The 12,561-nt window shown below is 62.0% G+C and carries 12 protein-coding genes, 1 tRNA gene and 1 pseudogene; 7 read left to right on the forward strand and 7 right to left on the reverse strand.

Going from position 1 to position 12,561, the window contains the following annotated elements; all coding sequences use genetic code 11:
* The first annotated feature begins 64 nt into the window (after positions 1–64).
* Positions 65–2,872 carry an ATP-binding protein gene (locus tag AC1M7R_RS01710; RefSeq protein ID WP_490610191.1) on the forward strand — a complete coding sequence of 936 codons (2,808 nt, stop codon included), beginning with the start codon at positions 65–67 and terminating at the stop codon, positions 2,870–2,872.
* On the opposite strand, the gene AC1M7R_RS01715 is transcribed toward AC1M7R_RS01710, so the two are convergent.
* Positions 2,819–4,282, reverse strand: coding sequence for an ATP-binding protein (locus AC1M7R_RS01715; protein ID WP_490610192.1), 1,464 nt, complete (start codon positions 4,280–4,282; stop codon positions 2,819–2,821). The genes AC1M7R_RS01710 and AC1M7R_RS01715 overlap by 54 nt on opposite strands.
* Positions 4,283–4,464: 182 nt before the next feature.
* Entirely contained in the window at positions 4,465–5,415 is a 951-nt protein-coding gene (locus tag AC1M7R_RS01720) for a GlxA family transcriptional regulator (RefSeq protein WP_072392763.1), read from the reverse strand.
* A gap of 246 nt (positions 5,416–5,661) precedes the next feature.
* On the opposite strand from AC1M7R_RS01720, the gene AC1M7R_RS01725 reads away from it, so the two are divergent.
* Together AC1M7R_RS01725 and AC1M7R_RS01730 are read left to right on the forward strand one after the other, a co-directional pair.
* Entirely contained in the window at positions 5,662–6,384 is a 723-nt protein-coding gene (locus AC1M7R_RS01725) for a pirin family protein (RefSeq protein ID WP_072430648.1), read from the forward strand.
* A 346-nt stretch (positions 6,385–6,730) separates the two neighbouring features.
* The gene (locus AC1M7R_RS01730; protein ID WP_072430649.1) at positions 6,731–6,937 is read left to right on the forward strand and encodes a hypothetical protein; all 207 of its coding nucleotides are present in this window, start codon (positions 6,731–6,733) and stop codon (positions 6,935–6,937) included.
* A 68-nt stretch (positions 6,938–7,005) separates the two neighbouring features.
* Here AC1M7R_RS01730 and AC1M7R_RS01735 read toward each other — a convergent pair whose 3' ends face one another.
* Together AC1M7R_RS01735 and AC1M7R_RS01740 are read right to left on the reverse strand one after the other, a co-directional pair.
* Complete coding sequence (locus tag AC1M7R_RS01735; protein ID WP_072392749.1) at positions 7,006–8,046, reverse strand: GlxA family transcriptional regulator; 1,041 nt, start codon at positions 8,044–8,046, stop codon at positions 7,006–7,008.
* 9 nt (positions 8,047–8,055) lie between these two features.
* A complete protein-coding gene (locus AC1M7R_RS01740; protein ID WP_156682193.1) occupies positions 8,056–8,223 on the reverse strand; it encodes a hypothetical protein in 168 nt (55 codons plus the stop codon).
* A gap of 353 nt (positions 8,224–8,576) precedes the next feature.
* Here AC1M7R_RS01740 and AC1M7R_RS01745 point away from each other — a divergent pair.
* The 4 genes and pseudogenes from AC1M7R_RS01745 to AC1M7R_RS01760 form a co-directional block, all read left to right on the forward strand.
* A pseudogene (locus AC1M7R_RS01745) lies at positions 8,577–9,455 on the forward strand (cache domain-containing protein); the annotation flags it as partial.
* Between the two features lie 204 nt (positions 9,456–9,659).
* Positions 9,660–10,364 (forward strand): methyl-accepting chemotaxis protein, encoded by a 705-nt coding sequence (locus AC1M7R_RS01750; protein WP_490610504.1) that lies wholly within the window; start codon positions 9,660–9,662, stop codon positions 10,362–10,364.
* A gap of 225 nt (positions 10,365–10,589) precedes the next feature.
* A complete protein-coding gene (locus AC1M7R_RS01755; protein ID WP_490610193.1) occupies positions 10,590–11,252 on the forward strand; it encodes a class I SAM-dependent methyltransferase in 663 nt (220 codons plus the stop codon).
* 148 nt (positions 11,253–11,400) lie between these two features.
* A complete protein-coding gene (locus AC1M7R_RS01760) occupies positions 11,401–11,664 on the forward strand; it encodes a hypothetical protein (RefSeq protein WP_072392739.1) in 264 nt (87 codons plus the stop codon).
* An 88-nt stretch (positions 11,665–11,752) separates the two neighbouring features.
* On the opposite strand, the gene AC1M7R_RS01765 is transcribed toward AC1M7R_RS01760, so the two are convergent.
* From AC1M7R_RS01765 to ihfA, 3 genes are all read right to left on the reverse strand, one after another.
* Positions 11,753–11,829: transfer RNA gene (locus AC1M7R_RS01765), tRNA-Pro, on the reverse strand.
* Between the two features lie 89 nt (positions 11,830–11,918).
* Entirely contained in the window at positions 11,919–12,275 is a 357-nt protein-coding gene (locus tag AC1M7R_RS01770; protein ID WP_003179985.1) for a MerR family transcriptional regulator, read from the reverse strand.
* Positions 12,256–12,558, reverse strand: a complete 303-nt coding sequence (gene ihfA / locus AC1M7R_RS01775; RefSeq protein WP_002553164.1) for an integration host factor subunit alpha — start codon at positions 12,556–12,558, stop codon at positions 12,256–12,258. Before ihfA ends, AC1M7R_RS01770 begins: the two co-directional genes overlap by 20 nt.
* Between the last annotated feature and the right edge of the window lie 3 nt (positions 12,559–12,561).

The following is a 12,561-nucleotide window of genomic DNA, read 5'->3' on the forward strand; positions in this document are numbered from 1 at the left end:
GCAACCAAACCTGAGGAATATGCTCGGGTAAATCCATGCACCGAGACACCCTATTGAGCGCAACATGAGCCACGACCTCGACCTGCCCGTCGAACAGACCGTGCATTTCGGCCCCTACCACGTCCATCCCCGCCAGCGCCTGGTGCTGGAGGCCGGCCAGCCGCTGCGCCTGGGGCGGCGGGCGGTGGAGATCCTGCTGGTGTTGCTCGAACACGCCGGCCAAGTGGTCAGCAAACAACAGCTGATCGCCCGTGTCTGGCCCAGGAGCGTGGTGGAAGACACCAACCTGCGGGTGCACGTCGCGGCATTGCGCAAGGCCCTGGGCGACGGCCAGGCCGGCCAGCGCTACATCGTCACCGTGGCGCAACGTGGCTACAGTTTCGTGGCACCGATCTCCTTCGAACCGTTCGAGCGCCAGGCGCCCATTCCCCATCCGTCATCGACCCATAACCTGCCACTGCCGCGCAACCGGATGATCGGACGCCAGGCGATCCTGGAAAACCTGGTGGCCCAACTGCCGCGCAAACGCTTCATCACCCTGGTGGGCACGGGGGGCATCGGCAAGACCACCGTCGCCCTGCGCGTCGCCGAACGGTTGATCGGTCACTACCGCAACGGCACGTACCTGCTCGACCTGGCGTCCCTCAACGACCCGGCCATGATCGCGCCGAACCTGTGCGCACTGCTGGAGCTACCGCCTTACGGGGGGGAGGCGCTGGATGTCATCGTGCGCCAGTTCAAGGAGCGGCACCTGCTGCTGGTGATCGACAATTGCGAGCACCTGATCGACGCCGTCGCGCAGTTCTGCGAAACCCTGCTGCGCGGTGCGCCGCACCTGCATATCCTGGCCACCAGTCGCGAAGACCTGCGTGCCGAAGGTGAATATGTGCAACGCCTGGACGCCCTGGCCTTCCCGCCCCGGGAGATGCCCATCGAGGGCTACCCCGCCTTGCAATACCCGGCGTTGCAACTGTTCGCCGAGCGAGCGATGGCCAGCCTGGAGAGTTTCGAGCTGACCGACCGGGAGGTTCCCCTCGTCGTCGATATCTGCCAGCGACTGGACGGCATTCCCCTGGCCATCGAGCTGGCCGCCGCCCAGATCGGCCGCTTCGGGCTCGACGCCCTGCACAGGCAACTCCAGGACAGTGTCGCCCTCCTCCATCAGGACCGCGAGAGCGGCGCCCCCCGCCAGCAGACCCTGCGCGCCACGCTGGACTGGAGCTTCGCACTGCTGACGCCCTGCGAGCAGACCTGCCTGCGACGGCTGGCGGTGTTCATGGGCAGTTTCAACCTGGCGTCGGCTGCCGCCGTGATCATTGGCCCCCATGTCGCGCCGGATCAGGTGCTGGTGTCCATCAGCCAGTTGGTCGCCAAGTCGCTGCTCAACGTCGAGCTTGGCGACGAAGAAGTGCGCTATCGCCTGTTGGACACGACCCGCAGTTATGCCTTGGAAAAACTGGCCGAGGCCGCGGAGCTCTCCGCCAGCCAGGCTCGCCATGCGGAGCGCTGCCTGGCGTTGATGGAGCAGGCCGAGAAGGATTGGGAAAACACCCCCACCCGCCTCTGGATCGCCCGCTACGCCGACTATCGCGACGACATCCGCGCCGCGCTTGACCGTGGCCTGGCCCCCCAGGGCGCACACGCGGTCGCCATTCGCCTGACCGCCCGGACGCTGCCTCTCTGGCAGGAATTGTCGCTGCTCAAGGAACATGGCCTTTACGTCAACAAGGCCTTGGCATTGCTCCGGGCGAGCCCAATGCCCTGCCCAAGGCTCACCCTCGCCCTGGAACTGGCCCGCGGCAGTTTCAGCTATCACACCGAAGGCGGCACACCCGCGACCATCGACGCATTCATCACCGCCCGACAGCTGGCACAGCAGTGCCAGGACCTGACCAGCGAGCTGCGGGCAGTGTCGGGCCACATGGCCGTCAACCTCAGCTGTGGTCACTATCGGCAAGCCCTGGAGCAGAGCGAGGATTTCGACCGGCTGGGCATGCATGACCCTATCCTGTCCCTGAGCACCCAGCGCCTGCGGGTGCTGGCGCTGCATTTCGACGGAAACCAGGATGCCGCCCGGCACGACGCCGAGCAGGTGCTCCAGCGCCTGGCCCAGAGCGGCCACCTCAGCCGCTTCACCCACGGCTTCGGCGTGCAATACGACCAGAGCGTCGCCGCGTTGACCATGCTTGCGCGGATTCTCTGGTTGCAAGGTTTCGCCGAGAAAGCCCGGCGCACCGCCAGCCTCGCGTTGCAAATCGCCTTGCAGATCAACCATGGCACCTCGATCTGCTACACCCTGGCCCTGGCCGGTTGCGTGATCGAGCACTACAACGGCGATCCGGCAAGCGCCCGGGAGCGGCTCCAGATGTTGCGGCACCAGGCCAAGAAGCATTCGGTGATGCTGTTTCACGGCTGGGCGGACCGCTACGCCGACGCCTTCGAGGGTGTTCCCGTACAGGCGGGCCTGGCCGCGACCGGTCTGATCCAGGATATCGTCGTCACCCTGCGGGCCGACCAGGTATCCCCGGACCAGGTCGAACGGGCCCATGACGGTACCGCGGGCTGGTGCACGGCGGAAATCCTGCGGGCCGGCGCGCAGGCCTTGCTGGCGCAGGAGGACCCTGCGATGGAAAAACGGGCCGAAGTACAACTGCAAGCAGCTTTGAAGGTGGCTCGCGAGCAGCATGCCCTGGCCTGGGAGCTGCGCAGCGCCATGTCCCTGGCCCGGCTATGGCTGCGCCAGGGTCAGGAGCAGGCGGCGCGCAACCTGCTCGAACCGGTTTATCGCCGTTTCAGCGAGGGTTTCGAGACACCGGATCTAGTGCAGGCCGATGCGTTGCTCAAAGCCATGTCTCGGCGGCATGGGCCTTGAATGGGGGGCCCAGGCCTCCTGCAACACGTACCGCCGGTGGTAGTGATGCCACTGCCCGCCGCGCTGCAGTTTTTCCAGGGCATAGGCGCGGGTGGTGTGAAGCAGGAAGAAACGACCCTCTTCGCCACACCGATCGCGCATCACCAGGGACTGTTTCACCAACTGCGACAACAGTGATACCACTTGCGCCGCCTCCAGCTCCGGACAACTGATCACCGCCAGCGCCGCCTCCAGGGTGAAGGGGCCTTCGAACACCGCCAAGCGCAGAAGCACTGTCTGCCCAGCCGCTCCCAGGCGCTCAAAGCTCCAATCCAGCGAGGCTTCCAGGCTACGGTGGCGAGCCAGCGCGGTGCGCCGGCCATGGCTCAGCAGCGCCAGCCCGTCGTCCAGTTGTTCCAGCACCCCCGCTACGCCCAATACGCCCACCTGGGCCGCAGCCAACTCCAGGGCCAGGGGCAAGCCATCGAGACGTTGGCCTATCCGTGCGAGGCTCCTCCGTTCCCGGTCATTCGGCCTGAACCCTTGCAGGCGGGCGCCAATCCGGTCAACCAGCAATTGCACCGCCGGACAGGCCAATAGCGCCTGTTCGACCTCGCGGTCATCGGTCACCGCCAGGCCCGACAGCTGCACGACATGTTCATCGGCGAGGTCCAGGCATTCGCGACTGCTCACCAGCACCGACACATCGGGGGCAACCGCGCGCAGTTTCAAGACCAGTTCCCGGCAGCCATCGAGCAATCGATCGCAGCCGTCGAGCACCAACAGCATCCGACAGGGCTTCAATTGCCATTCAAGGGATTCGGGCGCCAGGCCCAGAGTTCGGGCGACACACCCTCGTACCTGGCCTGGATCCGTAAGCGCGTCCAGGTCCACGAACCAGACGCCGTCATGGAGATGCCCCAGCAACAGCTCTGCCACCCGCAATGCCACGGTGGTCTTGCCGACGCCGCCCGGCCCGGTCACGGTGGTCAGGCCGTGGCGTGGTATTTCGGCCAACAACTGCCCCAGCACCCTGTCTCGACCGAGCACCGGGCTCAGGCGCGCAGGCAGGTTGTGCCGTTCTATCCGTGACGCTGAAACCGGCGAGGGAGCAAAGCAATAGCCTTGCCCGGGATCGTTGCGGATGTACCGACACGCGCCCGTCCCATCGCGAAAGGCCCGGCGCAGCGCCGCGATATGCACCCGCAGGTTGATGTCTTCCACGACACTGTCTGGCCAGACCCGTGCAATGAGGGTCTGTTTGTCGACATAGGTGCCGGCATGCTCCACCAGGACCTGGAGGATGTCCAAGGCTCGCCCCCCCAGCGCCAGGGACCTGCCCTCGCAGGTGACCAGTCGCTGCTGCGGGTGGAAGGTGAACGGGCCGAAGCTCACCGTCGGTTCGGTATCCGGTTTGACGAAGTTGTTCATGGGCGATCCAGCGCCAGACAACCGGTGCAGGCAGGCGTTACGACTCGACAACACGTCTGCCCCGGCTCAAGCGCATCCTTTACCAAGGGTTCGCCGGTTATCTTGGCAGCCGTGGGCGACAGGACAATGCTGGCACAGGACGCATCACGGACATCACGATGCCCTGGACGGACACCGCAGGCTCAACTGAATTGCTGGCGATACTGCACCGGGGTCAGGCCGAGCTTTTCGCTGAACTGGGAGCGCATGTGTCGCACACTGCCGAAACCGCTGCGAAAAGCCACGGTCTTGAGGGGCAAGTCGCTGGTTTCCAGCAACTGGCGCGCCCGGTCGATGCGCGCGCCCTGCAGGAACTCCATGGGGGTCATCTTCACGTCCCGGGCAAACACCCGGGCGAAATGCCGGGGACTCATGGCGGCCAGCTCGGCCATGCGCTCAACGGTAAAAGGCTCGTCCAGGTGCTCGATCACATGGTTCTGCACCCGGGTAATGGCCGACTCCTGTGTCGCCACTGCCGCCACCAACGGGCTGAACTGCGCTTGCCCGCCCTGTCGCTTCATCACCACCAGCAACACCTTGGCCACATCCAGCGCCACTTTGCGCCCGTAGTCCTGGGCGACGATGAACAACGCCAGGTCGATACCCGCGGTGACCCCACCGGACGTCATCAAGCGCCGGTCCTGCAGGAAAATCCTGTCGGTTTCCACCAGGGCCTTGGGGAAACGCTGGACCAGGCGCTCGGTGTAGTGCCAGTGGGTGGTGACGCGATAGCCGTCGAGCAATCCCGCCTCGCCCAGCACAAAGGCCCCGGTGCAAATGGAGCCATAGCGGGTGGCCCGTTGCGCCGCGGCCTTCAACCAGGTCTGCAACCCCGGATGCTGCTGGTTGTAGGCGCCCGGCCCACCGGGTACCAGCAACACGTCATACGCCGCCCAGGCCTGGTCGATGTGGATATCGGCCTGAACTGTCACCCCGTTTGACGCCCGCAGCGCACCGCGCTCGGTCCCCAGGGTGAGCAATTGGTAACGCTGGTCTGGTTCAAGATAACGGTTGGCGATGGAAAACACTTCAAGCGGCCCGGCCATATCGAGCAGCAGAAAGTCCGGGAACAGCACCATTGCAACGGTTTTCATCAGAAAGACGCCAAAAAAATCAAAAGAAACAATAGGTTCCACCGTCCGGCAGCAGTAGCAGGAACAACAGACCCTGCGCATTATGGCCAAGCGAAGCGCCCGTTGGCGAGCCTGAACAATTGTCCACTCCAAGGCGACAGTCTTTCGTTTTTCATCTACTTATTGAATCACCGACTAACCATTAATCTTTCCCTGAACCCGGCGAACGGCCACGACCGCCCCGCCCACTGAATCAGGAGAACCACCATGCTGACCCTTCGCAAAGCTTCGGACCGCGGTATCGCCCGTCACGGCTGGCTGAACTCGTTCCACACCTTTTCCTTCGCCAACTACCGCAACCTCGACGAACAGGGCTTCTCTGACCTGCTTGTCATCAATGACGATCGCGTAGCCGCGGCCAAAGGCTTTGGCCAGCATCCACACCGGGACATGGAAATCTTTTCCTACGTGCTCGAAGGTGCGCTGGAGCACAAGGACACCCTGGGTACGGGCTCGGTCATTCGCCCAGGCGATGTGCAACTGATGAGTGCGGGCAGTGGCGTGGCCCACAGCGAGTTCAACCACAGCGATAGCGAGCCGGTGCATTTTCTGCAGATCTGGATCGTGCCCAACGTCGCTGGCGCCACGCCGCGTTATCAGCAACAACATTTCAGCCCCGAGCAGAAACGCGGCCGGCTCCAATTGATCATTTCACCGGAAGGAACCGACGGCTCGCTGCAGATTCGCCAGGATGCGCGGGTGTACGCCGGGCTGTTCGATGGCAAGCAAAGCGCCACCCTGACACTGGCGCCCGATCGCTACGCCTACGTGCACGTGGCTCGTGGCAAGGTCGAGCTGAACGGCGTGCAACTGCAGGAAGGCGATGGCGTTCGGGTTCGTGAAGAGCAGGTGCTGACGTTCAACAACGGCGAAGATGCCGAAGTGCTGGTGTTCGACCTGCAACCGAGGGAACTGCCGCAGCTGCCATAAGCCGCAGGGCAAAAGGGTATGTCCTCGTTACCATGGTCGTAGCATGTCACGCGACAGCGGATATGCAGCAGATCACCACAGCCTCGCAAACGGACGAACTGCCCGCTGACGAGCAACCGGACGACAAGACCTGATCCCAACGCCGCTAGCTTGCGGCGCCAGCCCTTGCATCCATTGCAAGGTCGATACAGAGCGAAGCTCCCTGACATGGATGTCTGAAAGCAGACGGCGAGGCCTTGCGGCAACTCGCCCCTGCTCAAAGACCCTTTATTCCTGCGCAGACAGGAAAAAGACCCAACCAGACACCTGAATTGCCTGTCCTTGTCTGGACGGGCGGGGAACACTCATGCATGCAGGAAAGATTTTCGAAATCCTGATGGCGCTGTTGGCTTACATTCTTGTTTCATTGCTTTGGTTCGGTTACGCGGTCCCGGGGATGATCGAATATGATTCCGATACTTCATTGATCGTGGCTGCAACGGGTTCGATCATCTGGATGTGCGCCACAGGTTGCATTGCCCTGTATCTCGTTCAGAAGACTCGCAAGGCCTGAACGCCCAGGGATCATCCGGCCGCAAGGCCGGTGCTCCGACCGAATGAAGATACGCAGGCCCCCAGGGCTTAACGCATCGCCTGTTTCCGCTCGAAGGTTGAACGATAACTGCCGGGCGGGACGCCAAAGAAATCCCGAAAACGCCGCTGGAAATGCGGAGAGCTGACGAAGCCCGTGGCAACGGCGATTTCCGTCACGGATCGGTTGGTCTGCTGGATCAACTGGCGCGCGCGGGTCAGGCGCAGTTCCAGATAGTAACGCGTCGGGGTCGCCCCGAGAAAACGACAGAAACGTCGTTCGAGCTGGCGCTTGGAGATCTTCACGCAGGCCGCCAGCTCATCGATGGTCAACGGCTCCTCGATGTTCTGCCACATCAGCTCCAGCGCCAGCTTGAGGCTTTCCGGCAGGGTCGGATCCGTTTCGACGAAGACCGGCGGCAAATCGGTTTCATCGCCCGACTCATCGCAGCGCAGGATCTCCTCGATAGCCCCCACCAACGCTTGCCCACCCGTCAGGCGAATCAACTGAAGCATCATGCGCAGGGAACTGTTCGCGCCTGCACAACTGACTCGCTCCCGATCGACCACGTACGCCCGGCTGGAGACTTTCACATGGGGAAAGACCTCCAGCATCATGGCGCGGCTTTCCGGATGGACCGCGCACTCGAAACCGTCCAGCAGGTTGGCGTCGGCGACGAAGAAAACGCCATTCCACAGCCCGCCCATGATCGCCCCGGACGCGGCATTGGCGCGCAACTTGCGCCGTAACAAGGGCACGCCTTGCAGTTTGACGCGAAAGCCTCCGGCGACGATCAGGATATCCTGGTCCTCCGGCAGCTGCGCCAGTTCGATATCGGTGGAAATGACGATCCCCAGGTCGCTGGTCACCTGAGCGCCCGACACACCGACCGTCAGTACCTCGTAGAGGGGCCGGTCGCTCATCAGGTTGGCTGTCACCAGGGCATCCACCGCGCCGGTGAAAGACATCATCGAGAAATTGTCCATCAGCACGAACGCGACACGTATCGGCGCCTGATCGGCACTTGGCGAACCGAGAGGCCGATAAGCCATGTTCTTGTTTTTCAGTACGCTCTCGAATGCGCTTGGCATAGGGCCTCGTTAAGGAAAGACGATCTGGCTGGGCTTTTTTCTTGCGCCCTGGGCGAGTGCAAGGCAGGCGAAACGATCGCCGCTATCTTCCGGATCAGGGACACCGGCGGCAATCATCTCGCCACGTTCACGCGATGATGCGCAAAAATGCATCACCCGGTAATCCGGGTGCGTCATTTCCGATGCTCCCCGCGACATATCCCCAGAATACGGGGCAAACCCGGCCCCTCGAAAAAAAGCAGTGCATCTAAAGTGCCTACGACTTTGGTCGATACGCTGTAGGTAGGCATGGGCGCTTTATCTATAAAGACTCACCAACGCGCGTCGCCACTGTCTCTGCCGTTCAAAAACCTATAACACCCGCGGGAGAAGTCATGAACATCAAACAGAAGCTGACATGGGCGTTCGCGACCATTGCCTGCCTCCCGGTCATCCTGGTAGCGGTGCTGGTGGTGCTGAACCTGCGCGACGCGGCGCAAATCAACTTCCTGGAAAGCAGCAGCCGTGAAATCCGGCAGATCGACAATGGCATGAAGACTTTCTTCGACGGCATCAGCCAGAACGTCGAATACATTGCCAAGGATCCACGAATCGTCGCCTCCAAGGGTCTCAAGAACTACTCCGGTGCCGATGCCGCCCAGATCCCGCTGACCGAAGACAATAAAAGGCTTCTGGAGATTTTCGACGGATTCGCCAAGACCCACCCCAGCACTGCCTACCTCTCCCTGGGAATGGCCGATGGCGGTTATGCCAGTTGGCCTGACGATCCGAAAATCTCGAATTACGACCCACGGGCCCGCCCTTGGTACAAGGCGGCGCTGGCCGCGCCCGGGACCACCGTGCGTACGGACGCCTATTACTGGGCGCCGGACGATGTGTCGTTGATCGGCACCGTTCACACCGTGGCCGATGCCACCGGCAATGTGATCGGCGTGATCGGGCTCGACGTATCGCTCAAGCAACTGACCGAACTGGTCAAGAACATCAAGCTGGGGGACAGCGGCTACCTGATGCTGGTAGAGGCCAATGGCAACGTCCTGGTGGATGCCAGCGACGCCAAGCACAACTTCAAACCCCTGGCTGACCTGGGCCCCAACTATGCCGCGCTGGCCAAGAGCAGCGATGGCTCGGCACAGATCGAAATCGATGGCGTGCCGTACATGGTCAACATGATCACATCCAAGAGCCTGGGCTGGCGCTTCATCGGCCTGATCAAGCGTGATGAAGTGATGGCCCAGGCTTCGAGCCTGACCTGGTTGATCGCGCTTATAGCCGCCGTGCTGGCCGGGGTCTTCGCCCTCGTCGGTGCCAGCTTCGCCCGCATGATCGTGCGGCCGATTCGCGGCGTCGCCGATGGCCTGCAGGAAATCGCCGAAGGCGAAGGCGACCTCACCCGTCAGTTGAAGGTGCAAGGCAAGGACGAAACAGCCACCCTGGCGAGCTGGTTCAACCAGTTCCTGGGCATGATCGCGCAACTGGTCCAGCGCATCGGCAGCGCATCGTCCGATCTGCAGAGCGCCGCCGCCGACACCAGCGAAGTCGCCTCGAACATGAACGAAGCCGCCGGGCGCCAGCGCCAGGCCGTGGAGCTGGTCAGCACCGCCTTCAACGAAATGGTCGCGACCGCCAACGAAGTGGCCCGTTCCTGCAGCCAGGCCGCCTCCAGCGCGGACACCGGCTACCGGGACGTGCATGATGGCCAGCACCACATCGGCGAGGCCACCGGCAGCGTGATGAAACTGAGCGAAGACCTGCAACAGTCGACCCAGACCATGCAGGCCCTCGAGCAGGACAGCAAGAACATCAACACGATTCTCGACACCATCCGCTCCATTGCCGAGCAGACCAACCTGTTGGCCCTCAACGCCGCCATCGAAGCCGCGCGCGCCGGCGACCAGGGTCGCGGGTTCGCCGTGGTGGCCGACGAGGTGCGAGCACTTGCCCGACGCACCGCCGACTCCACTGGCGAGATCGACAGCCTGCTCGGCAACCTCGCCCGGCGCACCCAGGAAGTGACCCAGCAGATGCAGAGCAGCCTGCAAGTGTCGCAAACCAGCGTCGAGCGCATCCAGCAGGCCCGGGACAGCTTCGACAAGATCCGCAACTCGGTGGACTCCATCCGCGACCAGAACACCCAGATCGCCACTGCGGCCGAACAACAGCACCAGGTCGCCGAGGACATTAACCGGCACATCGCGCAGATCCATGCCGATGCGCAACTGGTCGAGGAATTCGCCCACACCGCACAGACCGGCTCTGGCCGCCTGACGGACATCTCCAGCCAGCTCAAGAACCTGGTGGGACGCTTCAAGTTCTAAGCACTTCCCCAAGGGCCAGGGACGGCTCGCCACAGCAAGCAGCGGCATTCCCCCTCCCCTCCACAGGGGCGGGCTTGCCTGCGAAGGCGTCGATACATCCGACTCTCGACGCAAGTCGTCACCATTCCCACCGTGTATCGCCGTACTTCCCCCCTAACCGTGGCACAAGCCAGGATAGCCGGCGACTTGTCCTATGCTTGTCTTCAGCCCCCTCTGGAGACCGACATGCCTGCCTCCGAATCCACGCTTCTGCACAGCTGGCACCACAACGCCCAAGCCTGGATCGAAGCCGTCCGCACCGGCGCCATCGAAAGCCGTCGCGAGGTCACCGACCAGGCCATCCTGCTGGCAGTGCTCAGCCGTCAACCCGAGCGAGTGCTCGACCTGGGTTGCGGTGAAGGCTGGCTGTTGCGAGCCCTGGCCAAACGGGCCATCGAAGCCGTCGGCGTGGATGGCGATGCAACGCTGGTGGAAGCCGCACGGACGGCCGGTTCGTCGCCCGTACATCTGGCCAGCTATGACACTCTGGCACAGGCGAAGGTGGACATCGGCCGTGATTACGACCTGATCTGCGCCAACTTCGCCCTGCTGCACCAGGACATCATCCCCCTGCTGGCGGCCATGAAAGCATTGCTTGTCCCGGGCGGCGCCCTGGTGATCCAGACCTTGCACCCCTGGGTCGCCGCCGTGGGCGACTACCAGGATGGCTGGCGCCAGGAAACCTTCGCGGGATTCAAAGGGCAGTGGCAACCCATGCCGTGGTATCTGCGTACCCTGTCCAGCTGGATCAATGCCCTGGACATGGCTGGCTTTCGCCTGGCGAGCCTGCAGGAACCGCAACATCCGCAAAGTGCGGTGCCGCAGTCATTGTTGTTGGTGGCCGAATAACGAATGGACTGAAATTGAATCGCGTTGGCTCTGCTCCAGCAATCCGCCCCTGACCAGACGATTGAGGATCTTGATCTCAAAAACTCAAACCACCTGCCGATACCATGACAAGAGCAGCGATTGGACTACAGCATTGAGGCGGGCAGTCATGACAGAAATTTATTTGCTGATAGCACACAGCACAGACCAAAGCGAACCCTACGTCCTCGGCTGGTTCGACGACCGACACAAAGCCAAGGAAGTCGCCGAGCAGAAAGAATGGGAAGCCTATCGCGCCAGCCTGAAGTCTGGGCATCTATGGTCAACCCAAAAACCGCTGGCACCCGATCAGACCGACTATCGCCGTTACTGGATCAAGACTATTTCGAAGTTTGATCATGTTCCGGTGCCGAGGTCCTGGGCACTGCATTGATCCCCTTGGGGCCCCTTCAACGGCAGCGCTTTCTTGCGGGCATGAAAAAGCCCAACCTTTTCAGATTGGGCTAAGTCATTGAAAAATATGGTCGGGACGGAGTGATTCGAACACTCGACCCCTAGCACCCCATGCTAGTGCGCTACCGGACTGCGCTACGCCCCGACTAGGCGTGAATCTTGTTTCGCTTCTCAGCGGAACGCTCAGGAATATAACGCAAGCTTTTGAAAACTGGAAGTATTTAAAGCAGAATTTTATTTCTTGAGCACCACAAGCACATCTTCGAGCTCAGCGATCATCTGGCGGATCATCTGTTTGTACTGGGTTGTATCGTCTTTGGCCTCATCACCGGAGAGACGCAGGCGTGCGCCGCCGATGGTGAAACCCTGGTCATACAGCAGCGCGCGGATCTGCCGGATCATCAGCACATCCTGGCGCTGATAATACCGGCGATTTCCGCGGCGCTTGACCGGGTTGAGTTGAGGAAACTCCTGCTCCCAATAGCGCAGCACGTGCGGTTTTACCGCACACAGCTCGCTGACTTCACCGATGGTGAAGTAGCGTTTGCCCGGGATGACGGGTAGCTCGTCGTTATGACTTGGTTCCAGCATAAGCCTCAACTCGGGCCTTCAACTTCTGCCCTGGACGAAAGGTGACCACACGGCGAGCGGTGATCGGGATTTCTTCACCCGTTTTCGGATTGCGGCCAGGCCGCTGGCGTTTGTCCCGAAGGTCGAAATTGCCGAAACCGGACAATTTGACCTGCTCGTTGTCTTCGAGAGCGTGCCGGATTTCCTCGAAAAACAGTTCGACCAGTTCTTTGGCCTCCCGTTTGTTCAAGCCCAGCTCCTCATACAAACGTTCCGCCATCTCAGCTTTCGTCAGAGCCCCCATACG

It is taken from the genome of Pseudomonas sp. MS01C9 (assembly GCF_058202755.1).

Bases quoted from the DNA above. Each gene is read 5' to 3' on its own strand.
- AC1M7R_RS01710 (WP_490610191.1), top strand. From the start codon at position 65: ATGAGCCACGACCTCGACCTGCCCGTCGAACAGACCGTGCATTTCGGC.
- AC1M7R_RS01715 (WP_490610192.1), bottom strand. From the start codon at position 4,282: ATGAACAACTTCGTCAAACCGGATACCGAACCGACGGTGAGCTTCGGC.
- AC1M7R_RS01720 (WP_072392763.1), bottom strand. From the start codon at position 5,415: ATGAAAACCGTTGCAATGGTGCTGTTCCCGGACTTTCTGCTGCTCGAT.
- AC1M7R_RS01725 (WP_072430648.1), top strand. From the start codon at position 5,662: ATGCTGACCCTTCGCAAAGCTTCGGACCGCGGTATCGCCCGTCACGGC.
- AC1M7R_RS01730 (WP_072430649.1), top strand. From the start codon at position 6,731: ATGCATGCAGGAAAGATTTTCGAAATCCTGATGGCGCTGTTGGCTTAC.
- AC1M7R_RS01735 (WP_072392749.1), bottom strand. From the start codon at position 8,046: ATGCCAAGCGCATTCGAGAGCGTACTGAAAAACAAGAACATGGCTTAT.
- AC1M7R_RS01740 (WP_156682193.1), bottom strand. From the start codon at position 8,223: ATGACGCACCCGGATTACCGGGTGATGCATTTTTGCGCATCATCGCGT.
- AC1M7R_RS01750 (WP_490610504.1), top strand. From the start codon at position 9,660: ATGGTCGCGACCGCCAACGAAGTGGCCCGTTCCTGCAGCCAGGCCGCC.
- AC1M7R_RS01755 (WP_490610193.1), top strand. From the start codon at position 10,590: ATGCCTGCCTCCGAATCCACGCTTCTGCACAGCTGGCACCACAACGCC.
- AC1M7R_RS01760 (WP_072392739.1), top strand. From the start codon at position 11,401: ATGACAGAAATTTATTTGCTGATAGCACACAGCACAGACCAAAGCGAA.
- AC1M7R_RS01770 (WP_003179985.1), bottom strand. From the start codon at position 12,275: ATGCTGGAACCAAGTCATAACGACGAGCTACCCGTCATCCCGGGCAAA.
- ihfA (WP_002553164.1), bottom strand. From the start codon at position 12,558: ATGGGGGCTCTGACGAAAGCTGAGATGGCGGAACGTTTGTATGAGGAG.